The sequence below is a fragment of the Nonomuraea sp. NPDC049714 genome (genome assembly GCF_044465295.1).
GTDB lineage: Bacteria > Actinomycetota > Actinomycetes > Streptosporangiales > Streptosporangiaceae > Nonomuraea.
In genome coordinates, this window is sequence record NZ_JBITLM010000009.1 from 223,401 (window position 1) to 248,627 (window position 25,227).

Consider the following 25,227-nt stretch of genomic DNA (forward strand, 5'->3'; position numbering starts at 1 on the left):
CATAGTGATATTCATGCACACCGCCACTGAGCTCCTGTTGACGCAGTTCCTCGCGCAAGTCAGGCCGGTCGTGCCGCTGGTGGCGCTGTGGGCGCACGGGTCGCTGGCCAAGGGCGACTACCAGCCAGGACGCAGCGACCTCGATCTCGTCGCGGTGGTCGAGACGCCGCTCACGGACGCGCAGCGGGACGGGCTGGCGAGCCTGCACCAGGACCTCGACCTGCCGCTCGCCCCGCACCTACACTGCTCCTACCTGCCCCTGGGCCGGCTGTCCGATCACGGGACGGAGCATGTGACGTGGGCCATGGAGGAGCTGTTCGAGCGGCCGGTCACGGCCGTGACGCGCCGCGAGCTGCTGACGGGCGCTCTGGAGCTGTACGGCGAGCCGCCGGACGAGCTGATCCCGCCGGTCTCGGATCAGGAGCTGACCGACTTCGTCCGGGCCGACCTGCGTGACTTCTGGCTGATGAAGACGGAAGGGCGCAAGCGGTGGCTTCAGGAGGTGTGGGTGGATCTGGGCATGGTGACGGTCGCGCGGGCGACGGTGACGTTGCGGGACGGGCGGCTGATCAGCAAGCGGGAGGCGCTGGACGTGCTGGGCGAGCTGGGTGCGCCGGAGGTCGTGGTGGCCGACATCCGGGCCCGGCGCTACGGGGAGCGCAGGCCCGTGCTGAGCAGGTTCCGGCGCGGGAAGCTGGCCCGGGCCTTCGTCAGGAGCGCCATCCGGCGTGTCCTGGCCCACGACTAGTCTTTGACACGAAATATCACCCAATCAGGGAGAAGGGGCGCATATGGGGGAAATCAGGGAGTCGTACCTGGTGGCCGCAGCGTCGGCGGTGGCGCTGCTGCGCGATCCGGCCGTGGCCGCCGCCTGGGACAAGCCGAGCGCGCTGACGGAGTTCAGCGTCGCGGGCCTGGCCGGGCACCTGTCTCTGCAGCTCGTCAGGGTATGCCAGGTGCTGGAGTCGGGGGCCGAGGCGACCCGGGAGCCGGTTCCGCTGATCGAGCACTTCTCGATGTCCGCCTGGGTGCAGGCGGGGCTCGACCACGAGAGCAACGTGACCGTCAGGCGAGGCGGTGAGGCGGCCGCCGCCGAGGGCCCCGCCACGCTGGTCACCAGGGCCGCCGAAGTGCTGGAGAACCTGCGGGCCATGCTGCCCGCCGAGCCCGCGGACAGGGTCGTCGACCTGCCCTGGGCGAGCTGGTCGCTGCGGCTGGACGACTTTCTGCTCACGCGGCTGATCGAGCTCGTCGTGCACTCCGACGACCTGGCCGCCAGCGTCGGCGTGGAGACGCCCGAGCTGCCGTCCAACGTCATCGACCCGGTGGTCGAGATGCTGGCGCGGCTGGCCGTACAGCGTCATGGAGCGACGGCGGTCGTCCGCGCCCTGAGCCGGGCGGAGCGGGCTCCGGCCACCATAAGCGCCTTCTAGCGTCCGGCACGCCCCGGCGAAAACCAGGGCGCCGGATTTGCGGAATGAAGCGTTCTGTTCTGGTACTATAAGAGCAGAACGTTCCGTTCCGTGCATGTAGAAGGAGTTCCCCATGACCATCCTCGTCACCGGAGCCACCGGGACCGTCGGCCGCCTCATCGTCGAGGAGCTCGTCCAGGCCGGGCAGCAGGTGCGCGCCCTGACCAGGAACCCCGCCAAGGCAGACCTGCCCGAGGGCGTCGAGGTCGTGGCGGGCGACCTGGCCCGGCCCGAGAGCCTCGCCGCCGCCTTCGACGGCGTCGACGCCGCGCACCTCATCAACTTCGCCGGCGACGACTACGCGCCGCTCCAGCACGGCGACCGGATCGCGGAGCTGGCCGCGCGGGCGGGCGTGCGGCGGGTGACCGTGCTCGGCGGGCGCGCCGACGGGCCGCTGGAGCAGGCGCTGGCCGCCACCGGCATGGAGTGGACGCTGCTGCACCCGGTCGAGTTCATGGCCAACACGCTGCAGTGGTGGACCCACTCCGTCAGGGCCGAAGGGGTCGTCAAGGAGCCGTTCGGCGACAGGCTGAGCGCCATGGTGCACGAGCGGGACATCGCCGCGGTGGCCGCCACGGTGCTGGTCCAGGGCGGTCACCACGGCGAGTCGCTGACGCTGACCGGACCGGAGGCGGTGGCCACCCGCGACAAGGTCCGCCTGCTCGGTGCGGCCGTCGGCGCGGAGATCCGGTTCGTGGAGCTCACCCGGGAAGAGGCGCGGGCCCAGTGGCAGCTGGCCGGCATGGGCCCGGAGACCATCGAGTTCCTCTTCGAGGCGCTCGGCAACACCCCCGAGGAGGGCTACACGGTGGTCCCGACCGTCGAGCAGGTCACCGGCCGGGCACCGCGCGGCTTCGCCCAGTGGGCCGCCGAGCACGCGGAGGCGTTTCAGCCGGTGGCGTCCGCGTAGTGGCAGGCCGCCTGGGACAGCGGTGAGGCGGGCAGGATGTCGAGCAGGTCGCCCCTGCATCTGGCGTCCACGCCCGCCTCGGCGGCCTTGCCCGAGGCGAGCACCTGACAGCGGGCGTGGAAGCGGCAGCCGCCCGGGATCCGGGTCGGGTCCGGCGGCTCACCGGTCAGCACCACCCGTTCGGGAGACTCGGGCAGCACCGACAGCAGGGCCTGCGTGTAGGGGTGCCGGGGTGCGGTGAGCACCTGCTCGACGGGCCCCGACTCGACGATCCGGCCCAGGTACATCACCGCCACCCGGTCGGCGATGTTCCAGGCCAGGCCCAGGTCATGGGTGACGACCAGCGCGGACAGGCCGAGGTCGTCGCGCAGCTTGAGCATCAGGGCCAGGATCTCACCCCGCACCGAGGCGTCCAGCGAGGCCACCGGCTCGTCGGCGACCAGCACCTTCGGGTTCAGCGCGAGCGCCCCGGCGATCACCACCCGCTGCCGCTGGCCACCGGACAGCTCGTGCGGGTAGCGCAGCAGGAACCGCTCGGGCGGTCGCAGCCCCGCCCTGGACAGCGCCGAGTTCACCACCTCCGCCTCGTCGGGCATGCGGTGGATGCGCGGGCCTTCGGCCACCGCCTCGTAGACGGTCTGGCGGGGGTTCAGCGAGCCCGTGGGGTCCTGCAGGACGAGCTGCACCTGCCTGCGATAGGCCTTCAGCGCCTTGGAGCCGTACTTCAGCGGCTGCCCGCCGTACCGGACCTCGCCCGAGGTGGGGCGTTCCAGGCCGAGCAGCGTGCGCGCCAGCGTCGTCTTGCCGCAGCCGGACTCGCCGACCAGCGCCACGATCTCGCCCGCGCCGAGCGAGAGGTTCACGCCGTCGACCGCGCGGGCGCGACGCCCGCGCGAGGTGAACTCGACGTGCAGGTCGCGCGCCTCCAGCAGGGTGCTGCTCGCCGTCGCCACGGGGTCCGCCGCCTGCGTCTCGGTCGTCTCGGTCATGACGCCTCCTCTTTCGACCGTACGTGTACGCACGCGGCGGCGCGGCTGTCACCGGCGGGCCACAGCTGGACGTCCAGCGTCGAGCACTCCTCCAGCGCGACCGCGCAGCGCGGGTGGAACGGGCACCCGCCCGGCAGGTGCATGGGGTCGGGCGGGTCGCCGCCGAGCCCCTTGGGCGCCAGCCGCGAGACCGGGTCGCCCACGGTGGGGAAGGCCGCCGCCAGCGCCTTGCTGTAGGGATGCCGGGCGTCGTGGAACACCTCCCGCGACGGGCCGTGCTCGACCAGCCGTCCGGCGTACATGACCGCGAGCCGGTCGCAGACGTCGGCCAGCACGGACAGGTCGTGCGAGATCATGATCAGCGAGATGCCGTGCTCGGCGACCAGCTCCTTGATCAGCGTCAGCACCTGCGCCTGGACCATCACGTCGAGCGCGGTGGTCGGCTCGTCGGCGATGATGAGCTTGGGCGAGCACGCCAGCGCCATCGCGATCATCACGCGCTGGCGCTGCCCGCCGGACAGCTCGTGCGGATAGCTGCGGGCCCGCCAGGCGGGCAGGCCCACCTGCTCCAGCAGCTCGGCCACGCGCTTGGCCGCCTCGTCGGGCTTGGCCAGGCCGTGCACCAGGATCGGCTCGGCGATCTGGTCGCCGATCCGCTGCACCGCGTTGAGCCCGTGCTGGGCGCCCTGGAACACGATCGAGGCCTCGGCCCAGCGCACGGCCCGCAGCCGACCCCACTTCATGGTCAGGATGTCCTCGCCGTCGAGCAGGATCCGGCCGCCGACGCGGGCGTCGCGCGGCAGGAGCCGCAGCAGCGCCATGGCCAGCGTCGACTTGCCGGATCCCGACTCGCCGGCGACCCCGAGAGCCGCCCCGCTGTCCAGCGAGAGCGACACGCCTCGGACGGCGGGCACCTCGCCCGCCGCGATCCGGTACGTGACCGAGACGTCGTCCAGTTCGAGCAGGGTCATGATCCCGCCTTCCGCAGTCGCGGGTTGAGCACGGCCTCCAGCGCCCGGCCGAACAGCGTGAACGCCATCACGACCGCGACGATGCACAGACCCGGGATCAGGATGTACCACCAGGCGCCGTTGGTGGCCGCGCCCCAGTCGTAGGAGCCGCGCAGCATGGTGCCCCAGGAGGTCTTGTTCGCGCTCACGCCGAGGAAGGCCAGCGTGGACTCGGTGACCATGGCGCTGGCGACCTCCAGCGTGGTGCTGGCCAGCAGCAGCGGCGCCACGTTGGGCAGCACGTGCCGGGTGGTGACGTGCCAGTGGCCGGCGCCGAGCGCCTTCGAGCGTTCGATGTACGGCCGGGCCTCCACCGCCAGCGTCTGCGCCCTGATCAGTCGGGCGGTCGTCGGCCAGGTGGTGATGCCGATGGCCATGATGATGGTGAACGTGCTGCCGCCCAGGATGGCCGCCAGCACCAGCGCGGTGATGAGCGAGGGCAGCACCAGGAACCAGTCCGTGACGCGCAGGATGACCGCGCCGATCCAGCCCCTGAAGTGCCCGGCGGCGATGCCGAGCACGGTGCCGATCAGCATGCTGACCAGCGCGGCGAGGAAGCCGATGAGCAGGGAGGTGCGCGAGCCCCACCAGACCATCAGCAGGATGGACCGCCCCGACTCGTCGGTGCCGAACGGGTAGTCCCAGCTCGGCGGGGCCATCTCGGGCCCGGTGCCGCGCACCACGCCGGTGACGCTCTCGTCGATGAACAGCGGCGCGACCAGGGCCGCCGCGACGGCGATCACCAGGATGGCCAGGCCGATCACGCCGGGGCGCTGACCGCGGAAGGTGTCCCAGAAGCGCCCGAGCGCCATGCGCCTGCGGGTCCAGGTGACGCTCATGCCGACCTCACCCGTGGGTCGAGGATGTGGTAGACCACGTCGGCCAGCGTGTTCATCAGGATCACCGACACCGCGATCAGCATGAAGGTGCCCTGCATGAGGGTGAAGTCCGGCACTCTGATCGCCTCGTAGAAGAGCTGGCCGAGTCCGGGCCAGCTGAAGACGGCCTCCACGGTGACCGCGCCGCCGACGACGAAGCCGATGCGCATGAAGACCAGCGTCACCGTGGGCAGCAGCGCGTTGGGCACGGCGTGGCGCTTGCGCACCTCGTCGTCGCGCAGGCCCTTGGCCCGCGCGGTGGTCACGTAGTCCTGCCCCACCTCGTCCAGCAGCGACGAGCGCATCACCAGCAGATACTGCGCGTAGAGCACGCCGACCATGGCGATGCAGGGCAGCACCATGTGGTGGGCCACGTCGAGGACGTAGCCGAAGCCGTCGGGGGCGTCCACGTCCTGGATGCCCCGCGACGGGAACCACTGGAACCAGGAGCTGAAGACCAGGAGCAGCAGCAGGCCGAGCCAGAACGTCGGCACCGACCAGAGCACCAGCGAGGTGCCGGTGGAGAACCGGTCGAACTTGCTCCCGTGCCGCCAGCCGGCCCGCATGCCCTGCCACAGGCCCAGGCTGACCGCGATGACCAGGCTGGTCCCGGCGAGCAGCAGGGTCGCCCCCACCCGGTCGCCGATGAGGTCGAGGACCGGCCGCTTGTACTCGTAGGAGGTGCCGAGGTCGAACCGCAGCGTCTGGCCGACGAAGTCGAGGAACTGGTCGAACAGCGGCTGGTCCAGACCGAGCCGGCGCCGCTCCAGGTCGAGCTGCTCGGGCGTCATGTTGCGGCCCTGGGCCAGGTTGCGCACCGGATCGCCGGGCAGCAGCCGGAACAGGAAGAACGTCCCGATGATCACCATGCTGATGCTGAGCAGCGCCCCGCCGGCCTTCGACAGCGCGTAACGCAAGGTGCCGAGCCGGGCCGGGCCCGCCGCCGCCTGGGCGGCGGCGGGCTCAGCCGTTTCGAGCGGTGCTGTCATTCGCGGTCGTCCGCGACGCTCTTACGCCGCCTCATCAGGAGGAATCCCGCCAGTCCGAGGACCACCACGCCGCCGACCACACCGGCGATGAGGCCGGTGTTGGAGCCGCCCTCGGCGGACGCGGAGGCGGGCTGGTCCACGGCCTCAAGGGAGTAGAACGGCCAGAAGCTGCTGCCGCCGTACAGGATGCCGTCGGCCTCCGGGATGGAGGTGATGGACTTGATCCGGTCCTTGCGGTAGCCCTCAAGGTCGTTCGGGTAGTAGATGGCGATCACCGGGGCGTCGGTGTAGAGACGCTCCTGCATCTGCTTGATCAGCTCGGCGCGCTTGGGCCGGTCGAGCTCCTTGAGCTGCTCCTTGTAGAGCTTCTCGAAGGTGTCGTCGCAGTAGAAGGACTCGGTGCCGCCGCCCTCGCCGGACGGGGTGGGCCTGCGGCTGCACAGGTGGGTCGCGAGGACCTCCTCCGGGTCGGGGTTGACCGACCAGCCGCTGATGGCGATGTCGAACAGGCCGGTGACGCCGGTCTCCTCGGTGAACTTGCTGGAGTCGAGCTTCTGGGTGGTCAGCGTGATGCCGATCTCCTTGAAGAACCCGGCGAGATACTCGCCCAGCTTGTCCTCGATGGGGGTGTCGGTGTGGATGCTGAAGCGGAACTCCAGCTTCCTCTCCCCGTCGGGCATCGTGCGGACGCCGTCGGCGCCCTTCTTGTAGCCGGCGTCGTCGAGGATCTTGTTGGCCTTGGCCACGTCGTAGGTGACCTTGGTGTCGCCGCTCGCCTCCCAGAAGAAGTCGGTGTACATCGGCGGCACGATCGAGCCGTCGGCCGGCTTGGCCAGGCCGTTCTGCACCTCGTCGACCAGCTTCTGCTTGTCGATGGCGTAGTGCAGCGCCTGGCGCACCTTCTGGTCCTTCAGCGCCGGGTGGCCGTCGCCGACGGCCTTGTCGTCGGTGGTGGTGGCGCCATGGTTGATCTGCAGGTACGCGGCACGGCGGCCCTGCTGGTTCCACTGGACGATGTTCGCGTCGCCCTTGAGCGCCTCGAAGTCCGGCGGGTTGAGCCGGCCGATCAGGTCGATCTCGCCGTTCTTCAGGCCGATGATCGAGGCGGCCGGGTTGTCGTAGAAGACGACCTGCAGCTCGTCGATCTTGGGCGCACCCCGCCAGTAGCCGGGGTTCGCCTTCAGCTTCACGAACTGGTCCTTCTGGTGCTCCACGGCGATGTACGGGCCGCTGGTCACGGCTGGGTACTGGTCACCGGTGAAGTTGGCCAGGTCGGTGACCTTCTCCCAGACATGCTTGGGCATGATCGGGATCGGGTTCTCCAGCATCGACGCCTGCGGGGCCTTGAGCTTGATGGTCAGCTCCTGGCCGTTGGCCGTGACGCTCTCGAAGTTCTCGACGGCCGGGCCGTTGGCGGTCTTGGCCGCGTCGTCCGTCATGATCTTGTTGAACGTCCACGCGGCGTCCTCGGCCGTGACCGGCCGGCCGTCGGACCACTTGGTCTCACGGATCTTGAACGTCCAGGTGAGCCCGTCGTCGGACGTGGTCCACGACTCGGCGAGGTCGGGGCTGGGCTGCAGCGTCTTGTGGTCGGGGACCGTGAGGAAGCCGTACATCCAGCGGTGGATCGAGGTGGAGACCAGGCGCACGGCGAGGAACGGGTTCATCGAGTCCACGGCCTGGGTCGCACCGACGCGGATGGTCTTCTTCCCCGCCGAGGGATCCTGCGCCAGGGCCGTCTGACCCTGACCTGCCACTAAGAGCGCGACGCCCACTGCTGCTAGGCGTACGAGCCATTTCCTCATGATGCCTCACCTTCAGGCGGGGGGGTATCTGTGTAGAGCACGGCACACCATACGAACACCGCATGTCAACGAGGCACGGAGAATTGTTTCATCTTCGTTTCTTTGTGCGGTGTAAATTTTCAGTGGCTCTCGTACACCTTGCCCTGATCCACCCCTAGGCGGCGGTCGACCCGCACCGCGTCGAGCATGCGGCGGTCGTGCGTGACGAGCAGCAGCGTGCCGGGATAATTCGCCAGCGCCGACTCCAGCTGCTCGATGGCGGGCAGGTCCAGATGGTTCGTCGGCTCGTCGAGCACCAGCAGGTTGACGCCCCTGGCCTGCAGCAACGCCAGCGCCGCCCGGGTCCGCTCGCCGGGCGAGAGCGTGGCGGCCGACCGTAGCACGTGCGCCGCCCGCAGGCCGAACTTGGCCAGCAGCGTCCGCGCCTCGGCGGGCGGCAGCTCGGGCACATGCGGGGCGAACGCGTCGAGCAGCCCCTCCTCGCCCTCGAACAGCCGGCGGGCCTGGTCCACCTCCCCCACCACGACGCCGGGGCCGAGCGAGGCGTGCCCCTCGTCGAGCGGGGTGCGGCCCAACAGGGCGGCCAGCAGCGTCGTCTTGCCCGCGCCGTTGGCCCCGGTGATCGCCACCCGCTCCGCCCAGCCGATCTCCAGGTCGACCGGGCCGAGCGTGAACGAGCCGCGCCTGACCACCGCGCCGCGCAGCGTGGCCGTCACCGCGCCGGACCGGGGCGCGGCGGCGATCTCCATCCGCAGCTCCCACTCCTTGCGCGGCTCCTCGACCGTCTCCAGCCGCTCGATCATCTTCTCCGTCTGGCGGGCCTTGGCCGCCTGCTTCTCGGTGGTCTCGACGCGGGCGTTGCGGCCGATCTTGTCGTTGTCGGGGGCCTTGCGCCTGGCGTTCTTGACGCCCTTCTCCATCCACGCCCGCTGGGTCCTGGCGCGGGCCTCCAGCTGGGCGCGCGTGCCGGCGTACTCGTCGTACTGCTCCCTGGCGTGCCTCCTGGCCACCTCCCGCTCGTCCAGGTAGGCCTGGTAGCCGCCGCCGTACAGGCTGATCTGCTGCTGCGCCAGGTCCAGCTCCAGCACCTTGGTGACGGTCCTGGCCAGGAACTCCCTGTCATGGCTGACCAGCACGGCCCCCGCGCGCAGGCCCTTGACGAAGCCCTCCAGGCGTTCCAGCCCGTCGAGGTCCAGGTCGTTGGTGGGCTCGTCGAGCAGGAACAGGTCATAGCGGCTGAGCAGCAGCGAGGCCAGCCCGGCCCGCGCCGCCTGACCGCCGGACAGCGAGGTCATCGGCTGGTCCAGGCTGACCGACAGCCCGATCGCCTCGGCCCGCTCCTCCAGGTCCGCGCCGCCCAGCGACAGCCACCGCTCCAGCGCCGCGCTGTAGGCCTCGTCGGCCCCCGGCGCCTGCTCGACCAGCCCCTGCGTGGCGGCGTCGAGGTCGAGCTGCGCCTGCGCGACGCCGGTGCGCCTGGCCAGGAACTCGGCCACCGTCTCACCCGGCCGGCGATCCGGCTCCTGCGGCAGATGACCGACCGTGGCCGTCGGTGGGCTGAGCTGGATCGAGCCGTGCTCGGGCCGGTCGATGCCGGCCAGCAGGCGCAGCAGCGTGGACTTGCCCGCGCCGTTCGCGCCGACGAGCCCGATCACGTCGCCGGGGCTCACCACCAGATCCAGCCCCGAGAAGAGCACCCGCTCCCCGTGCCCCGCCGCCAGGTCCCGCACCACCATGGTCGCGCTCATGTCCGCCGATGCTACTAGGGTGAGCGAGATGTCCCGTTTGCCCGTTGCTCTCGCTGCCCTGCTCACCATCGCGGCCGGCCTCGGGATCCGCCTCCTGTGGGACGGCCCGTTCGCCAAGTACGCCGGCGACGCGCTCTACACCGTGCTGATCTACCTGCTGCTCGTGCTGGCCTGGCCGGCGATCCGCCCCTGGGTGGCGGCGCTGGTGTCGGCCGGGCTGAGCTGGGCGATCGAGTTCGCCCAGCTCGGCGACATCCCCGCCGTCCTGCGCCCGGTGCTGGGCAGCACGTTCAACCCGCCGGACCTCTTCTGGTACGCCGTCGGAGCGGCCCTCGCCTGTGCCGTGCACACGTGTAGGCCGGGATCGTCCGGATAGGGGGAGGGGAATCGACACAGGAGAGGATCACCATGGACAAGACCATCGCGTTCCTCATGGCGCCCGAAGGGGTCGAGCAGGTCGAGCTGACCGAGCCGTGGAAGGCCGTCAAGCAGGCCGGCGGCACGCCGCGGCTGATCTCCACCGAGCAGGGGCAGATCCAGGCCTTCAACCACCTCGACAAGGGTGACACCTTCGCCGTGGACGCCACCGTCGAGGACGTCTCGGCCGCGGACTTCGACGGGCTGGTGCTGCCCGGCGGCGTCGCCAACCCCGACTTCCTGCGCACCGACCCGCAGGCCGTGCGCTTCGTCAGGGACTTCTTCGACGCGGGCAAGCCGGTCGCGGCGATCTGCCACGCGCCGTGGACCCTGGTCGAGGCGGACGTGGTCCGCGACCGCACCCTGACCTCCTGGCCGAGCCTGCGGACCGACGTGCGCAACGCCGGGGCGACCTGGGAGGACAAGGAGGTCGTGATCTGCGACGCCGGGCCGAACGTCCTGGTCACCAGCCGCAAACCAGATGATCTCAAGGCATTCTGCCAGGCGGCCGTCGACGCGTTCGGCTGACAGCATCGAAACTCACCCGTAACTCCTTGCTCGCGCGGAGGAAATGGTCTAGATGTAGACCAAATAGCGTCCTCCGCGCCCCCCAAGGAGTACGTCGTATGAGCACAACAGAAGAGGATTCCAGGCGGCTGGCCGAGCTCGGCTACAAGCAGGAGCTGGCCAGGACCTGGAGCGGTTTCTCCAACTTCGCGATCTCCTTCTCCATCATCTCGATCCTCGCCGGCTGCTTCACCACCTTCGGACAGGCCTGGAACAACGGCGGCCCCATCGCCATCTCCTGGGGCTGGCCGCTGATCTCGCTGTTCATCCTGATCATCGGTTTCTGCATGTCGGAGCTGGTCTCCGCCTACCCGACCGCCGGCGGCATCTACTGGTGGGCCGCCAAGATGGGCAAGCCGATCCACGGCTGGTTCACCGGCTGGCTCAACCTCATCGGCCTCATCGCGGTCACCGCCTCCGTCGACTACGGCTGCGCGACCTTCCTCAACATCACCCTGTCCCGGCTGACCAGCGGGGCCTGGGAAGGCACGCTCTCCCAGGCGTTCCTGCTGTTCGTCATCGTGCTCGTCCTGCACGCGCTGATCAACATCTACAGCCACCGGCTCATCTCACTGCTGCAGAACGTCTCGGTCTGGTGGCACGTGGCCGGCGCGGCGGTCATCGTCGGCATCCTGATCTTCGCCCCGACCGAGCACCAGTCGCTCGGCTTCGTCTTCACCGAGACCATCAACAACTCCGGCTTCGGCGACGGCGACGGCGGACTGCCCTTCTGGCTGTACGTGCTGCCGCTCGGCTTCCTGCTCACCCAGTACACGATCACCGGCTTCGACGCCTGCGCGCACGTGTCGGAGGAGACCCAGGGCGCGTCCACGGCCGCCGCCCGGGGCCTGTGGCAGTCGATCTTCTATTCGGCGATCGGCGGCTGGATCCTGCTGCTGGCGTTCCTGTTCGCGGCCACCAACGTCGAGGAGATCAACAACCAGGGCGGTTTCGTCGGCGCCATCTTCACCACGGCGCTCTCCTCGCCGCTGGCCACCGCCATCTTCGCGATCTCCACGATCGGCCAGTTCTTCTGCGGCATGAGCTGCGTGACCTCCATGTCGCGGATGACGTACGCCTTCTCCCGCGACGGCGCGGTGCCCGGCTGGCGGCTGTGGTCCAAGGTGGACCGCAACCGCACCCCGGTCAACGCCATCCTCGCGGGCTGCGCGGTGGCCGCCCTGATCACCCTGCCCGCCCTCTACGCCCCGGCCGGCCTGACCACCCCGGTCGCCTTCTACGCCGTCGTCTCCATCGCGGTCATCGGCCTCTACCTGGCCTTCCTGATCCCCATCTGGCTCCGGCTGCGGATGGGCGACCGCTTCGAACCCGGCCCCTGGACGCTGGGCCCGCGCTACAAGGTGCTGGGCTGGATCGCCTGCGTCGAGATCGCGATCGTCTGCGTCTACTTCATCATGCCGTTCTCCCCCGCCGGCGTCCCCGGCAACGAGAACTTCACCTGGACCTCGGTCAACTACGCGCCGATCGCGGTCGGCGTGGTGCTCATCGGCATCGCCCTGTGGTGGCGCCTGTCAGCCCGCCACTGGTTCACCGGCCCCCGCCGCACCGTCGACGAGGACTGACCTCCAGCGGGTGCGGCCCACCTGGCCGTACCCGCTGCTGGCGTCGTCCGCCCTACGCGCACGGCAGACCGGTCGGTGCCGACCTCCCGCGAAGCTGAGTCAGGATGCCTCGAAGGAGGCTGCTACGGCTGCGCGGACCTCGTCCATCGAGGCGGCGCCCAGCTCGCGCTGGAGCGAGGTCATGTCCACGTCCGGCATGCCACAGGCGACCGCCCAGTGCCACGGCTCAAGCTCGCCGTCGACGTTGAGGGCGAAGCCGTGGCTGGTGACGCCACGGCTCTGCCGCATGCCGATGGAGATGATCTTGCGGCCGGTCTCGGCCGTCCAGACGCCGGTGAGCAGCTCGGAGCCCGGCGGGGTGTCGCGGCGCTCGGCGGGCAGGCCGAGCTTGCCGAGCGCCTCCACCAGCCGGAGCTCCACCTCGCGGACGTAGTCGACGATCCCCTGGTCCTCGCCCAGCTTGACGATGAGGTAGCCGACGAGCTGACCGGGGCCGTGGTAGGTGAGCTGGCCGCCCCGGCCGGTCTCGATCACCGGGATGCCGCGCGACGGGTCGGGCAGATGCGCCGACGGTGTGCGGCGCCCCACGGTGTAGACCGATGGATGGCTGAGCAGCCAGAGCGTGTCCGGCCGCTCGTCGCGCTGGCGCTCGCCGACGAGGTCGGCCATGCGCTCCATCGCCTTGTCGTAGTCGACGAGCTCGTCCTGGATGAGTGTCAGCGGCCTTGCCCTCATGGTATGAGGATAAGACCTCAGTATTTCTGCGGCTCCTCGGGGACCAGGATCCACATCACGGCGTAGACGACCCACATCGGCCCGGGGAAGAGCGAGAGGATCAGCCAGAGCGTCCGGACGAGGGTCGGCGGCATGCCCGTCTTGTCGGCGATACCACCGCAGACGCCGGCCAGAATCCTGTGCTTCCTTGAGCGGTACATTCTGTTTCCTCCGTGTGGTTACGTTCTCCCTGTCCAACGGACGGCCCCCTGGCACCTATCCCGCTAGGACCCCTGAGAAAACCCTGTGAGGGTCAGCCATTCCCGCGCCCGAGCCAGATGTTCGCTGGTCAGCCCGCGTGCGGCCGGCACGTGAACGAGCAGGAAGTCATCCAGACCCTGATAGGCCCTGAGATACGCGTCGTCCTCCTGGTAGACCTGGTCGTCGAACCAGACGAAGGGCCTGCGCCCGACGTACTCCGCCACGTAGCGGGTCTTGAACATCTCGCCGTGCTCGCTGTCGCGGTCCCGCCCCAGGGCGACCACCGGCAGGGCCGGCAGGCCGAGGCGGGGGGCGATCCACTCGTTGGCGTGCTCCTCCCAGGTGGTCGCCCAGGCGAGCTCGGCCCCGGTGCGCAGGGCCAGCTCCATCAGCCTGGGCCCGTGCCGGGGGTTGAGGTGCACGGTGTAGTCGTAGCCGTCGACCGTGCATCGGTAGCGCCTGAAGTCCGGGGTGACGCGGCCGGTGGGGTTGAGTACCCCGTCGACGTCCAGCAGCACCAGGGGTTTCACCGCACCGCTCCGACCCGGTGGTGGTGCGGGCTCACGCCGCGCACGCGCTTGAAGGCGGCGCTCAGCGCGAACGGGCTGCCATAGCCGACCTTCCTGGCGACCGAGCCTATCGTCTCGTCCGGCTCGCGCAGCAGGTCGGCCGCCAGGGCCAGCCGCCAGTCCGTCAGGAAGGCCATCGGCGGCTCCCCCACCAGCTCGGTGAACCGCCTGGCCAGCGAGGCACGCGAGACCCCTACGTGGGCGGCCAGCGCGGCGACGGTCCACGGGTGGGCCGGGTTGTTGTGCATGAGCCGCATGGCCTTGCCCACGACGGGGTCGCTGCGCGCCCGATACCAGGCGGGCGCCTCGTGGGTGGCGAACCACGAGCGCAGCGTCGAGATGAGCAGCAGGTCGAGCAGCCGGTCCAGCACGGCCTCCTGCCCCGGCTCGTCCTTGACCACCTCGGCGCCGAGCAGCACGGCAGGTGTCCCGCCGGGCTGCACCAGCACCGGCGGCAGCGTCTCCAGCAGCCGCTTACTGATCTCGCCTTCCATCTGGTAGACGCCGGTGATCAGCATGGTGCCGCCATCGGGGGCGTTGCCCCAGGTGCGCACCCCCAGGCTCATCTCCTGATAGAGGGACCGCCCGTCCAGGGTGGTGCAGTTCTGGCCGGGGTGGACGATCACCTGCGGCTCGGTTCCGGGGTCATCCGCGATCTTGTACGGCTCCGGCCCGCGAACGATGGCCACCTCGCCCGGTCGCAGGGACACCTCCTCCCCGTTCTGCCGGATGATCCAGGCCGAACCGCGCACCAGGGTCAGCACGGTGAGCGGGGCCTCGTCCTGGATGCGCAGCGACCAGGGGGGATCGAGGAGGATGCGCAGGAGGAACGCCCCACGGGCTCTCGGGCCGTCCAGCAACGCTGCCAAGTGGTCCATAGCTTTAGACGATCGCATATGCCATTGCGCTTCTCAACCATGGAGAGTCTCAGGGCATTGGCCGCTTAATAGGGGCATGACAATTTTGGTAGTGGGCTCGACCGGCAAGACCGGCCGCCGCATCGCAGACAAGCTGACCGCTCTCGGCCTGCCCGTCCGGGCCGGCTCCCGCTCCGGCACGCCGCCCTTCGACTGGAAGGACCGGGCCACCTGGGCGGCCGCGCTCCGCGACGTACAGTCCGTCTACATCTCCTACTATCCCGACATCGCGGTCGACGGCGCGCTCGACGACATCCGGGCCTTCACCGAGCAGGCCGTGGCGGCGGGCGTACGCCGGCTGGTCCTGCTCTCCGGCAGGAACGAGGCACAGGCGCAGGCCGCCGAGCGCGTCGTGCAGGAGTCCGGCGCCGAGTGGACGATCGTCACCTGCAGCTGGTTCATGCAGAACTTCACCGAGGGCTACCTGCTCGACCCGGTCCGGGAGGGGGTCATCGCGCTGCCAGCCGGTGACGTGACCGAGCCGTTCGTCGACGTGGACGACATCGCCGACGTGGCGGTGGCCGCGCTCACCGAGGACGGCCACACCGGCCGGATCTACGAGCTCACCGGCCCGAGACTGCTGACGTTCACCGAAGTAGCGGCCGAGCTGTCCAAGGCGACCGGAAGGGAGATCGTGTACGTGCCGCTCAGCATCGAGGAGTACACCGCAGGGGCGGCCGAGCACGGGCTGCCGGAGGAGGACATCGACATGCTGACCAAGCTGTTCGCCGAGATTCTGGACGGCCGCAACTCCTACCTGGCCGACGGCGTCCAGCAGGCCCTGGGGAGGCCGGCGCGGGACTTCTCCGACTACGCCCGCGCGAACGCCGCGACGTGGGCGCAGTCCCGATGAACCAGGGCTCCCGAGGCACGCTCATAAGATGAATTTTCGTGATCCGAGGGATGAATTTCCCCTGACCTCCCCAGCGGTGGCTCGAAGGCGGGCAACCAGGAGGCCCCGCTTCCGCTAGCCTCACCTCGTTCACTCCGGTGGTTCCTGGGAAGGTGCGCACGTGATCGGCTGGATGGAAGCGGTGGTGCTGGGGCTGCTGCAGGGTCTCACGGAGTTCCTGCCGATCTCCTCAAGTGCCCACATCCGCGTGGTCTCGGCGTTCCTCGGCTGGGACGACCCCGGGGCCGCCTTCACCGCCGTCATCCAGCTCGGCACCGAGACGGCCGTCCTGATCTACTTCAGGAGAGAGATCTGGGAGATCATCTCCACCTGGACCCGCTCCCTGTACACCCCGGCCCTGCGCTCCCTGCACGCCGCGCGCATGGGCTGGTACGTCATCGTCGGCAGCATCCCCATCGGCGTGCTCGGTCTGCTGCTGAAGGACCAGATCGAGTCCCCCTTCCGGGACCTGCGCCTGGTGGGGACCACGCTGATCGTCTTCGGGATCATCCTGTGGTTCGCCGACCACACCGCCCGCAACAAGCTCACGCTGGTCAAGCACCTGAGCCTGCCGCACGCCCTGGTGTACGGCTTCGCCCAGTCACTCGCCCTCATCCCGGGCGTCTCCCGCTCGGGCGGCACCATCACCGCCGGCCTGCTGCTCGACTACCGGCGCGAGGACGCGGCCAAGTACTCCTTCCTGCTGGCCATCCCGGCCGTGCTGGCCTCGGGGTTCCTGGAGATCACCGAGATCGGCGAGGGAACGGCGCCCGCCTGGGGGCCGACGATCCTCGCCACGGTGATCTCGTTCATCGTCGGTTACGCGGCGGTGGCCTGGTTCCTGCGCTACATCAGCAGCCACCGCTTCACCGGCTTTGTCATCTACCGGGTCATCCTGGGCGTGTTCGTCATCCTGGCCGTGACCCTCGGCTGGATCCCCGCCCAGGCGTGACGCCTCCGGCCGGTAGGTGACCAGGGTGAACAGCACCGCCACCAGGCCGAACCCGGTGGCGAGCACGATCACCCCCGCCCGTCCCCACCCGTCGAAGGCCAGCCCGCCGGTGATGCCCGCCACCACGAGCCCCGCGTACTGGAAGGAGGACAGCAGCCCGAGCCCGATCGGCACGTTGTCCGGCAGGACGGCGACGGTCCTGTACTGCTGCGCGGGCCCGATCAGCCAGCCCAGCCCGCCCCAGAGGAACGCCCACACCAGGGCCACGGGCAGCGCGAGGTTGGCCAGCGGGATGAGCGCCACGAACACGGTGGACGCGGCCAGCCCGGCGAAGACCATCCGGCGCGGCCCGTAGGCGTCGGTGAGGCGCCCGCCGAGCTGGTTGCCGACGATGGCGCCCACTCCCCACGCCCACAGCACGGCCGGCAGCGGCAGGTCGATCAGCGAGCCGATGTAGACGTAGGCGGTGAACCCGGAGGCGAACATGAGCAGCTGGGTCACCAGCACCGCGAGCAGCCGCCGGTCCCCCAGGGGCGCGAACCTCTCGGCCGGCCGGCCCGAGACCGCGATCCTGACATCGGGAACCACGGCCAGGACCCCGATGAACCCGACCACGCCCAACCCGACGACCAGCCACATCGCGGACCGCCAGCCCGTCACGCCGCCCAGCCAGGTGCCGAGCGGCACGCCGATCGCGGACGACACGCTCACCCCGCCCAGGACCAGCGCCAGCGCCCGCCCGCGACGCTCCGGCTCGGCGAGGGCCGTGGCCACGCCCGAGGCGGTGGGCGTGAACATCGCCGCTCCCGCCGCGGCGACCACCCGGGCGGCCAGGACGAGCGGATAGGTCGGCGCGAGGGCCGTCAGCGCGTTGCCGAGCATGAAGACGCCCAGCGCGACGAGCAGCAGCCGCCTGCGTGACAGCCTCGCGGTCACGGCGGCGAGCAGGGGCGACAGCAGGGCGTAGGCCAGCGCGAAGACGGTCATCAGCTGGCCGGCGGCGGCCGTGGAGACGTCCAGTTGGCGGGAGATGGGGGCCAGCAGTCCTGCGGTCACGAACATGCCGGTGCCGACGGCGAAGTTCCCCACGGCCAGCGGATAGAGCCGGCGATTCACGATTCCTCCGGTTTTGTTGGATGCACATCAAACTGACGGATTGTTTGATGCTTGTCAAACAATGAATCCGGGTATCGTTCGGGCATGCGCCCGCTCTTCCATCCGACCGTCGAGGACATCCAGCTCACGGAGGTCCTGCGGGCCCTGTCCGACCCCGTACGCCTGGAGATCGTCATCCGCCTGGCCGTCAGCGGCGAGATGACGTGCGGCGACGCGGGCGACGAGCTCGGCGTCCACAAGTCCACCGCCTCCCACCACTACCGCATCCTGCGCGAGGCGGGCATCCTGCGCACCAAGCAGGAGGGCAGGCTCAAGTTCCTGAGCCTGCGCCGCGACGACCTCGACGCCCGCTTCCCCGGCCTGCTCGACTCCGTGCTCTCGGCGACGCATGCCGCCGCCTGACCCGCCGCCCGCTGACGCGCTGCCGATCCGCCACGTTCTGCCCGAGCTGCTGGAAGCCCTGGATCGGGCGGGCAGCGCCGTGCTGACGGCCCCGCCCGGCACCGGCAAGACCACGGTCGTCCCGCTCGCGCTGGCCGCGACCGGCCTGCGCGTCCTGGTCGCCGAGCCGAGACGCCTGGCCGTGCGCGCCGCCGCCAGGCGCATGGGCGTCAGCTTCTCCATCCGCGGCGAGCGCCACGTCGGCGCGAACCCGATGGTCGAGGTCGTCACCACCGGCGTGCTCCTGCAGCGGCTCCAGCGGGACCAGGAGCTGCCTGGGGTGGACGTGGTCATGCTCGACGAGTGCCACGAACGCCACCTGGACGCCGACACGGCGCTCGCCTTCCTCCTGGACGTCCGCGACACCCTCCGCCCCGACCTGCGCCTCATCGCCACCTCCGCCACCGCCGACGCCGCCCCCTGGGCCCGCCTGCTCGGCCGTAACGCCCGTGACCCCCGTGACCCCCAGGATGCCCAGGATGCCCAGGATGCGCCGATCGTCCGGGCCACCGGGACCACCCATCCCGTCGAGATCGTGTGGGCCCCACCGCCGCGCCCTGTCGCCCCGCCGCACGGGCTGCGCGTCGACCCCGCGCTGCTGTCGCACGTCGCGCAGGTGGTACGGCGCGCGCTGGCCGAGCGGGACGGCGACGTGCTCTGCTTCCTGCCGGGCGTGGGCGAGATCTCCAGGGTGGCCGCCATGCTCGCCGACATCCAGGGATCCCAGCGCGTCCAGCAGGTGGAGGTGCTGCAGGTGCACGGCCAGGCGCCGGCCCGCGTCCAGGACGCCGTGCTGGCGCCGGGGACGACCCGCCGCGTGGTGCTGGCCACGTCGGTGGCCGAGTCGAGCCTGACCGTCCCCGGCGTGCGCGTGGTGGTCGACGCGGGCCTGGCCAGGGAGCCGCGCACCGACCACGCGCGCGGCCTCGGCTCCCTGACCACCGTCAGAGTCTCCAGGTCCTCCGCCGACCAGCGCGCCGGACGGGCCGGCCGCGAGGCTCCCGGCGCCGTCTACCGTTGCTGGACGGCCGCCGAGCACGATCGCCTGGCCGCCCATCCACGCCCGGAGATCGCGCTGGCCGACCTGACGGCCTTCGCCCTCCAGACGGCCTGCTGGGGCTCCCCGGACGCCGCCGGCCTCGCCCTGCTCGACCCGCCGCCGCCCGCCGCCATGTCCGCCGCGCTCAGGACCCTGCAGACGCTGGGCGCGGTCGAGTCGGGCCGGGTGACCCCGCGAGGGCGCCGGATGGCCGTGGCGGGCGTCGAGCCGCGCCTGGCCAGAACGCTGATCGACCTCGGGCCGCGCGCCGCCGAGGTGATCGCCCTGCTGTCGGAGCAGCTCCCCCGCGAGACGGGCGACGACCTGGTGGAGGTCTGGCGCACGGCCCGCCGGGGCGACGACGCCTTCACCGCCCGCTGGCGCAGGGAGGCCAGGCGGTTGACGCGCGCCGCGGACGGCCCGCGTACGAACACGAGCCTGAGTGACGACGAGCTGGCCGGGCTCGCGGTCGCGCTCGCCTTCCCGGAGCGGGTGGCCCGCCGCCGGGGCGGCGGCTACCTGATGGCCTCCGGCACCGAGGCGCAGCTCAAGGAGGGCTCGAAGCTCGCCACCGCGCAGTGGCTGGCCGTCGCGGTCGCCGACAGGCCCACGGGCTCGGCCTCCGCGCGCATCCGCCAGGCGGTGGCCATCGACGAGCACCTCGCCAGGCAGGCCCACCCGGTGACCACCGAGGAGGAGGTCGCCTGGAAGGCGCCCCCCGGCGGGCGGCGCGGGGACGTGGCCGCGCGGGTGGTCGAGCGGCTCGGCGCCATCGAGCTGTCCTCCGCGCCGCTGCCCGGCGCCGACGTGCGAGAGGCCCTGCTGTACGGCCTGCGTACGGAGAACGTGCTGACCTGGACCAAACAGGCGCAGGCCGTACGGGATCGGCTGGCGTTCTGTCATCGGGCCCTCGGCGCGCCGTGGCCCGACATGGACCGTCTCATCGACCTGGCCGACCAGTGGCTGGAGCCGGAGCTGTCCAGGGCCCGGCGGCGGGCCGACCTGGAGCGCGTCGACGTGGCGGCGGCGCTGCACCGGCTGGTGCCGTGGAGCGAGCGGCTGGACGCGGTGGCGCCGGAGCGGGTCGAGGTGCCGACCGGGTCGCGGGTGCGCCTGGACTACTCGGGCGAGCAGCCGGTGCTCGCGGTGAAGCTGCAGGAGCTGTTCGGCTGGGAGGACACGCCGCGCATCGCGGGCGTCCCGCTGCTGATCCACCTGCTGTCCCCGGCCGGACGGCCGGTCGCGGTGACGGCGGACCTGGCGTCGTTCTGGCGGGACGGCTACCGTGCCGTCCGCGCGGAGCTGCGCGGCCGCTACCCCCGGCACCCCTGGCCCGAGGACCCGCTCACGGCGGTTCCGACGCGCCGGGTGAAGCGGAGAACATGACGCCGCGGACTGCCCTGAACAACACCGACCCTGATATCGCGGACGGCACTGAACAACACCGAACGGAAGACATGATGCTTCAGGCGGCCCTGAACAACGCCGAGTGGTGTGACGCCATGTGCCGCGCCCACGGCTTCCCCGGCGTGTTCGCCCCTCGTGCCTGGACGAACCCGGTCCGGACCCCGCTGTTCTACCCGGACGCCGTCACCCTGTCCCCCGACGCCACCCTCGACGACGTCCTGCCCGGTATCGACACGGGCCCCGGCGCGTCGATCAAGGACAGCTTCGCCACCCTGGACCTGCGGCCGGCAGGCTTCGAGGCGCTGATCGAGGCCACCTGGATCCACCGCCCGGCCCCGGCGTCGACCCAGGCGTCGGCGTCGCGGCAGGCCGCAGGCGGCATCACCTGGCACCTCGTAGCCGAGGCGGACGGGCTGCGCGCGTGGGAGCTCGCCTGCTTCGACGGCGAGCCCCAGGGCCTGTTCACCGCGCCGCTGCTCACCGAGCCGGGCATCGCCATCCTGGCCGGCGTCCAGAGCGGCGACACAGGCGGCGACACAGGCGGCGCAGCCGAAGCCGACGTCAACCTGGCGGACATAAGCGACATAGGCCACGCGGCCGACAAGGGCGGCATCGTCTGCGGCTTCGTGCTCAACGCCACGCGTGCCGACGACACCGTCGGCGTCTCGAACGTCTTCGCCCGGCCGGGCCACCTGGACGCCGCCTGGGCGGGCACGATCGCGCAGGCCGCGGCCCTCTTCCCCGGCCGTTCGCTGGTCGGCTACGAGTCCGACCCAGCCCCGGCCGCCCAGCACGGCTTCACCCCGGCGGGCCCGCTGCGCATCTGGCTGAAATCCCCCTGACGACCGCACGCGGTCAACGCGGGGCCAGGGCCCGCTCGGCGCGGGTCCCGGCCAGTGCTTCGAATGACGTGGTCAAGCGATCTCCTCCGAGAGCCGGCGGTGGGAGCCGCCTTGACTCGTCGTGTCAGCCGCCGGCGCTCGCCGCCGCGGCCGCCTCGACGCTCTTGCGCAATGCGGTCGCGATCGGCTCGATGGGCGCGGACAACTGCTGGATCCGGTCCCGGAGCAGCCGCGTCTCCCGCCAGGAGGGAACCACCGTCTTGAGCCGGGCCGCCGTGGCCAGCGCCGCCAGGACGCGGACGTCCTCATCCAGGTGGCCGACCGGCTGGCCGCCGCGGATGGCCCGGCCGACGCGCTCGGCCAGCCTGCGCGACAGGTACGCCTTGCGTGGCGTGATCCGCTCGACCGGGAACAGCAGGATCCGGCGCCGCTCCACGCTGATCATCCGGGCGGCCACCAGCTCGTCGCACACCACGCGGACCGCCTTGCCGTTGTCCTTCTGCACCCACCGCCGCCACGAGCGGGGCGGCGAACTCGAGATCTGCTCCCAGACCACGGCCGACAGGGAACCCGGCTCGGCGGCCGGGGCGGTGCAAGCTCGCGCCTTGCCCGACTCGTCCGCCAGGTTGCCCGCCAGCAGCAGCTCGGCGAGGGTGGCCGCGCGCAGCAGATAGCCCAGCACGTCCCGCTGGGTCAGCTTTTCCTTCCGCAGGTCGAAGGCCAGTAGGAAGGCTGACCGGGTCAGTGACTCACCCTGCTTCACTCGCGTCTCCATCCACCCGCTCCTCTTCTTCTTCCTGATCTGTGTCGTCTCCTGTGCCGTCCTCTGGTGCCTTCTTCGGCCGTCCGCGTGGGCGCATCCGCCCCACCCCATCCGGCAGCCGCCCGGCCTCGGAAAGGGCCCTGCGCAGCAGGAACTCGATCTGGGAGTTCGTGCTGCGCAGCTCGTCGGCCGCCCACCTGGCCAGCGCGTCATGCACCACCGGGTCCAGGCGCAGCAGGATCTTCTTCCGCTCCACAGTGACTAGTGGTAGAGCGTGCCCGTGTTGACCACGGGCTGGGTGTCGCGGTCACCGACCAGCACCACGAGCAGGTTGCTCACCATGGCCGCCTTGCGCTCCTCGTCCAGCTCGACCACGTCGTGCTCGGCGAGCCGGGCCAGGGCCATCTCCACCATGCCGACCGCTCCCTCGACGATCCGCTGCCGGGCCGCCACCACCGCGCCCGCCTGCTGGCGGCGCAGCATGGCGTGGGCGATCTCGGGCGCGTACGCCAGGTGGATGATACGGGACTCGATGACCTTCACCCCGGCGGACGACACCCTGGCCGCGATCTCCGTGGACAGCCGCTCGTTGATCTCGTCGGCGTTGTCCCGCAGGGACAGCCTCGGGTCGCCGTGCGCGTCGTACGGATAGCTGCCCGCGATGTGCCGCACGGCCGTTTCCGCCTGGATGGCCACGAATTCCACGAAGTCGTCCACCTCGAAAACCGCCTGCGCGGTGTCCTCCACCTGCCAGACCACCACGGTCGCGATCTGGATCGGGTTGCCATCCGCGTCGTTGACCTTCGTCACGCCCGTCTCGTGGTTGCGGATCCGTGTGGACACCCGCCGGCGCACCGTGATCGGGTTGACCCACTGGAAGCCGGGGGTGCGCAGGGTGCCGATGTACCGGCCGAGCAGCTGCACCACCCTGGCCTCGCCCGGCGCCACCGCGGTGAGGCCGAAGTACATGAAGAACCCGAGCAGGATCATCAGGATGCTCACGATGACCACCCACATGCCGCCCTGCCCGGCCCCCGAGGCGAGCATGACGATGCCCACGACGAGCAGCGCTATCGCGCCCAGGACCAGCGCCGTCGCCACCCCCAGCATCACGAACCCGTTGGCCGCCCGCACCGGGTGCTCGCTCGTACGCGGTGCGGGCATGTCCACGACGGCGGCCTCAAGTGCGGCCCCGCCCGATGTGTTCGCCATCGTCCGTCCCTTCTATGCGACTCCATCCTGCTATCAAAGTGATATCACTTTTTCAGTGCCTGTGGAAGGCTGATTCTCAGGGGGAATCGAGGGGAATGCCGCACTTCTCCCACGCCGTCGGTTGCACCATCACCTCGGACAGTCCGTAACCCCGGCCGGCGACAGAGGTGATCACCGAGCTCTGCGGCGACCGCGCGACCGGTGGGCAGGGAGCAGAAGGCAGGCAAGGAGCCTCGCAACGAGGAGTAGAAACCTGCACACTCTAGGCATGTTGTGGGCAGGCAGGTCCGCCATGGAGATCGCGGCGGCCGTACGGCAGGGTGAGGTCACGGCCCCGGCGGTCGTCGAGGAGCACCTGCGCGTGATCGCCGAGCGCGACTCGCGCGTGGGCGCGTTCCGCCTGGTGCGGCGGGAGGCGCTGGAGGAGGCGCGGGCCGTGCAGCGCCGCCGCGACCTGGCGGACCTGCCGCTGGCCGGGGTGCCCGTCGCCGTCAAGGACAACGTGGAGGTCGCCGGGGAGGCCACCCGGCTCGGCTCCGCCGTCACGGGCGACGCCCCCGCCGCCGAGGATCACGTAGCGGTCGCCCGGCTGCGGGCGGCGGGCGCGGTGGTGATCGGGCTGACCAACCTGCCCGAGCTCGGCCTGGTGGCCTTCGGCGACAGCGTGTACGGCACCGTACGCAATCCCTGGGACAGAAGCCGCACGGCGGGCGGCTCTTCGTCGGGCAGCGCGGCGGCGGTGGCGGCGGGGATGGTGCCGATCGCGCTCGGCAACGACGGGATGGGCTCGCTCCGGATCCCGGCGGCGTGTTGCGGCGTTCTGGCGCTCAAGCCGGGCACCGGGCTGGTCCCGCCCCCGTCGGACGCCTGGCAGGGCCTGTCGGAGAACGGCCCGATCGCCACCGCCGCCGCGGACCTGTCGCTGATGCTGTCCGTGCTGGCGGCGGACCCGTCGCTGGCGGAGGCGTGGCGTGGCGGCTGCCGGCTGGAGCCACGGCGGCCGATGCTCCGCTCGGTCTGGGCGGACGACGACGAGGTCTGGCAACAGCCGCCGCCGCAGGACAGCCCCGAGCCGTTCGACCTGCGCATCGCCTACGCCCCGCAGCCCCTGCCCGCGGGCCTGCCGATGGACAAGGAGTTCCAGGCGGCGGTGCGCGGAGCGGCCGAGACGCTGCGCGTCGCCGGGCACACCATCGTCGAGCGCGACGCCCGCCTGCCCACCTGGCTCGGCCCGGCCACGATCGCCACCTGGCTCTCGCGCGCCCACGACACGGCCACCGGCCTGGACCGGCGGCGCCTGGAACGCCGCAGCCGCGCGCTGGCCCGCGCCGGGCGGGTGCTCACCCGGCTCGGCCTGGACGGCAGTCGGGGCCGGGACCGCTGGAGCGGCTACGGCGCCGACCAGTGGTTCGGTGACGCCGACGTGCTCATCACCCCGGCGCTGGCGGCGATCCCGCCCAAGGCCGAGGGCTGGGGCGGGCGCGGCCTGCTCCGCACGGTGCTGGGCAACGTCCGCTACGCCCCCGTGACGGGCCCGTGGAACATGTGCGGCTGGCCCGCCATGACGGTCCCGATCGCCACCCACTCCAGCGGCCTGCCCATCGGCGTGCAGCTCATCGCCCCGCCGGGCGGCGAGCCCCACCTGCTCGGGCTGGCCGCCCAGCTGCAGGCGGCCCACCCGCCGATCCGGCCACCGGGCTTCTCCCTCTGAGGATCCCTTCGAGAGCTCCTTTG

25 protein-coding genes and 1 pseudogene are annotated in these 25,227 nt (G+C 71.0%); 12 read left to right on the forward strand and 14 right to left on the reverse strand.

Going from position 1 to position 25,227, the window contains the following annotated elements; all coding sequences use genetic code 11:
- Positions 1 to 13: 13 nt before the first annotated feature.
- From ACIBQX_RS32370 to ACIBQX_RS32380, 3 genes are all read left to right on the forward strand, one after another.
- Entirely contained in the window at positions 14 to 748 is a 735-nt protein-coding gene (locus ACIBQX_RS32370; RefSeq protein WP_397011210.1) for a nucleotidyltransferase domain-containing protein, read from the forward strand.
- A 43-nt stretch (positions 749 to 791) separates the two neighbouring features.
- Positions 792 to 1,433: a maleylpyruvate isomerase N-terminal domain-containing protein gene (locus tag ACIBQX_RS32375; RefSeq protein WP_397011212.1), complete on the forward strand. Its 642-nt coding sequence runs from the start codon at positions 792 to 794 to the stop codon at positions 1,431 to 1,433.
- A gap of 112 nt (positions 1,434 to 1,545) precedes the next feature.
- Complete coding sequence (locus tag ACIBQX_RS32380; protein WP_397011214.1) at positions 1,546 to 2,382, forward strand: NAD(P)H-binding protein; 837 nt, start codon at positions 1,546 to 1,548, stop codon at positions 2,380 to 2,382.
- Here ACIBQX_RS32380 and ACIBQX_RS32385 read toward each other — a convergent pair.
- The 6 genes from ACIBQX_RS32385 to ACIBQX_RS32410 all read right to left on the reverse strand — a co-directional run bounded on the left by ACIBQX_RS32385 (position 2,361) and on the right by ACIBQX_RS32410 (position 9,801).
- Positions 2,361 to 3,371 carry an ABC transporter ATP-binding protein gene (locus tag ACIBQX_RS32385; RefSeq protein WP_397011216.1) on the reverse strand — a complete coding sequence of 337 codons (1,011 nt, stop codon included), beginning with the start codon at positions 3,369 to 3,371 and terminating at the stop codon, positions 2,361 to 2,363. The genes ACIBQX_RS32380 and ACIBQX_RS32385 overlap by 22 nt on opposite strands.
- Positions 3,368 to 4,342 carry an ABC transporter ATP-binding protein gene (locus tag ACIBQX_RS32390; protein ID WP_397011220.1) on the reverse strand — a complete coding sequence of 325 codons (975 nt, stop codon included), beginning with the start codon at positions 4,340 to 4,342 and terminating at the stop codon, positions 3,368 to 3,370. Before ACIBQX_RS32390 ends, ACIBQX_RS32385 begins: the two co-directional genes overlap by 4 nt.
- Complete coding sequence (locus ACIBQX_RS32395) at positions 4,339 to 5,220, reverse strand: ABC transporter permease (protein ID WP_397011222.1); 882 nt, start codon at positions 5,218 to 5,220, stop codon at positions 4,339 to 4,341. Before ACIBQX_RS32395 ends, ACIBQX_RS32390 begins: the two co-directional genes overlap by 4 nt.
- Positions 5,217 to 6,248 carry an ABC transporter permease gene (locus ACIBQX_RS32400; RefSeq protein ID WP_397011224.1) on the reverse strand — a complete coding sequence of 344 codons (1,032 nt, stop codon included), beginning with the start codon at positions 6,246 to 6,248 and terminating at the stop codon, positions 5,217 to 5,219. Before ACIBQX_RS32400 ends, ACIBQX_RS32395 begins: the two co-directional genes overlap by 4 nt.
- The gene (locus ACIBQX_RS32405) at positions 6,245 to 8,053 is read right to left on the reverse strand and encodes an ABC transporter substrate-binding protein (protein ID WP_397011226.1); all 1,809 of its coding nucleotides are present in this window, start codon (positions 8,051 to 8,053) and stop codon (positions 6,245 to 6,247) included. The genes ACIBQX_RS32400 and ACIBQX_RS32405 overlap by 4 nt, the downstream gene beginning before the upstream one ends.
- A 119-nt stretch (positions 8,054 to 8,172) precedes the next feature.
- The gene (locus tag ACIBQX_RS32410; RefSeq protein ID WP_397011228.1) at positions 8,173 to 9,801 is read right to left on the reverse strand and encodes an ABC-F family ATP-binding cassette domain-containing protein; all 1,629 of its coding nucleotides are present in this window, start codon (positions 9,799 to 9,801) and stop codon (positions 8,173 to 8,175) included.
- 28 nt (positions 9,802 to 9,829) lie between these two features.
- Here ACIBQX_RS32410 and ACIBQX_RS32415 point away from each other — a divergent pair, with 28 nt between their 5' ends.
- From ACIBQX_RS32415 to ACIBQX_RS32425, 3 genes are all read left to right on the forward strand, one after another.
- On the forward strand, positions 9,830 to 10,177 hold the full coding sequence (locus ACIBQX_RS32415) for a DUF2809 domain-containing protein (protein WP_397011230.1): 348 nt from the start codon (positions 9,830 to 9,832) through the stop codon (positions 10,175 to 10,177).
- A gap of 32 nt (positions 10,178 to 10,209) precedes the next feature.
- On the forward strand, positions 10,210 to 10,746 hold the full coding sequence (locus ACIBQX_RS32420) for a type 1 glutamine amidotransferase domain-containing protein (RefSeq protein WP_397011232.1): 537 nt from the start codon (positions 10,210 to 10,212) through the stop codon (positions 10,744 to 10,746).
- Between the two features lie 98 nt (positions 10,747 to 10,844).
- Entirely contained in the window at positions 10,845 to 12,368 is a 1,524-nt protein-coding gene (locus ACIBQX_RS32425) for an amino acid permease (RefSeq protein ID WP_397011234.1), read from the forward strand.
- Between the two features lie 99 nt (positions 12,369 to 12,467).
- On the opposite strand, the gene lipB is transcribed toward ACIBQX_RS32425, so the two are convergent.
- The 4 genes from lipB to ACIBQX_RS32445 form a co-directional block, all read right to left on the reverse strand.
- Positions 12,468 to 13,103, reverse strand: coding sequence for a lipoyl(octanoyl) transferase LipB (lipB, locus tag ACIBQX_RS32430; RefSeq protein WP_397011236.1), 636 nt, complete (start codon positions 13,101 to 13,103; stop codon positions 12,468 to 12,470).
- A gap of 17 nt (positions 13,104 to 13,120) precedes the next feature.
- Positions 13,121 to 13,303, reverse strand: a complete 183-nt coding sequence (locus ACIBQX_RS32435) for a PspC domain-containing protein (protein WP_397011238.1) — start codon at positions 13,301 to 13,303, stop codon at positions 13,121 to 13,123.
- A 63-nt stretch (positions 13,304 to 13,366) separates the two neighbouring features.
- Positions 13,367 to 13,873 carry an HAD domain-containing protein gene (locus ACIBQX_RS32440; protein WP_397011240.1) on the reverse strand — a complete coding sequence of 169 codons (507 nt, stop codon included), beginning with the start codon at positions 13,871 to 13,873 and terminating at the stop codon, positions 13,367 to 13,369.
- Positions 13,870 to 14,790, reverse strand: coding sequence for an AraC family transcriptional regulator (locus tag ACIBQX_RS32445; RefSeq protein WP_397011242.1), 921 nt, complete (start codon positions 14,788 to 14,790; stop codon positions 13,870 to 13,872). The genes ACIBQX_RS32440 and ACIBQX_RS32445 overlap by 4 nt, the downstream gene beginning before the upstream one ends.
- Positions 14,791 to 14,866: 76 nt before the next feature.
- Here ACIBQX_RS32445 and ACIBQX_RS32450 point away from each other — a divergent pair, with 76 nt between their 5' ends.
- Both ACIBQX_RS32450 and ACIBQX_RS32455 read left to right on the forward strand, forming a co-directional pair.
- Positions 14,867 to 15,682, forward strand: a complete 816-nt coding sequence (locus ACIBQX_RS32450; RefSeq protein WP_397011244.1) for an NmrA family NAD(P)-binding protein — start codon at positions 14,867 to 14,869, stop codon at positions 15,680 to 15,682.
- Between the two features lie 160 nt (positions 15,683 to 15,842).
- The gene (locus ACIBQX_RS32455; RefSeq protein ID WP_397011246.1) at positions 15,843 to 16,673 is read left to right on the forward strand and encodes an undecaprenyl-diphosphate phosphatase; all 831 of its coding nucleotides are present in this window, start codon (positions 15,843 to 15,845) and stop codon (positions 16,671 to 16,673) included.
- A gap of 36 nt (positions 16,674 to 16,709) precedes the next feature.
- Here the strand turns inward: ACIBQX_RS32455 and ACIBQX_RS32460 are convergent.
- Positions 16,710 to 17,789 (reverse strand): annotated as a pseudogene (locus ACIBQX_RS32460) (MFS transporter); the annotation flags it as partial.
- A gap of 84 nt (positions 17,790 to 17,873) precedes the next feature.
- Between ACIBQX_RS32460 and ACIBQX_RS32465 the strand changes: the two are divergent.
- From ACIBQX_RS32465 to ACIBQX_RS32475, 3 genes are all read left to right on the forward strand, one after another.
- Positions 17,874 to 18,191: an ArsR/SmtB family transcription factor gene (locus tag ACIBQX_RS32465; RefSeq protein ID WP_397011248.1), complete on the forward strand. Its 318-nt coding sequence runs from the start codon at positions 17,874 to 17,876 to the stop codon at positions 18,189 to 18,191.
- Positions 18,178 to 20,655, forward strand: a complete 2,478-nt coding sequence (gene hrpB / locus ACIBQX_RS32470; protein WP_397011250.1) for an ATP-dependent helicase HrpB — start codon at positions 18,178 to 18,180, stop codon at positions 20,653 to 20,655. The genes ACIBQX_RS32465 and hrpB overlap by 14 nt, the downstream gene beginning before the upstream one ends.
- Positions 20,656 to 20,726: 71 nt before the next feature.
- Positions 20,727 to 21,518, forward strand: coding sequence for a hypothetical protein (locus tag ACIBQX_RS32475; protein ID WP_397011252.1), 792 nt, complete (start codon positions 20,727 to 20,729; stop codon positions 21,516 to 21,518).
- A 124-nt stretch (positions 21,519 to 21,642) separates the two neighbouring features.
- Here ACIBQX_RS32475 and ACIBQX_RS32480 read toward each other — a convergent pair whose 3' ends face one another.
- The 3 genes from ACIBQX_RS32480 to ACIBQX_RS32490 are packed head-to-tail and all read right to left on the reverse strand — an operon-like array spanning position 21,643 to position 23,493.
- Positions 21,643 to 22,293 (reverse strand): GPP34 family phosphoprotein, encoded by a 651-nt coding sequence (locus tag ACIBQX_RS32480; protein ID WP_397011254.1) that lies wholly within the window; start codon positions 22,291 to 22,293, stop codon positions 21,643 to 21,645.
- Positions 22,268 to 22,537: a hypothetical protein gene (locus tag ACIBQX_RS32485; protein ID WP_397011256.1), complete on the reverse strand. Its 270-nt coding sequence runs from the start codon at positions 22,535 to 22,537 to the stop codon at positions 22,268 to 22,270. Before ACIBQX_RS32485 ends, ACIBQX_RS32480 begins: the two co-directional genes overlap by 26 nt.
- Before the next feature lie 5 nt (positions 22,538 to 22,542).
- Positions 22,543 to 23,493: an SPFH domain-containing protein gene (locus tag ACIBQX_RS32490; protein WP_397011258.1), complete on the reverse strand. Its 951-nt coding sequence runs from the start codon at positions 23,491 to 23,493 to the stop codon at positions 22,543 to 22,545.
- A 268-nt stretch (positions 23,494 to 23,761) separates the two neighbouring features.
- Here ACIBQX_RS32490 and ACIBQX_RS32495 point away from each other — a divergent pair, with 268 nt between their 5' ends.
- Positions 23,762 to 25,204 carry an amidase gene (locus ACIBQX_RS32495; protein ID WP_397011260.1) on the forward strand — a complete coding sequence of 481 codons (1,443 nt, stop codon included), beginning with the start codon at positions 23,762 to 23,764 and terminating at the stop codon, positions 25,202 to 25,204.
- Positions 25,205 to 25,227 lie beyond the last annotated feature (23 nt).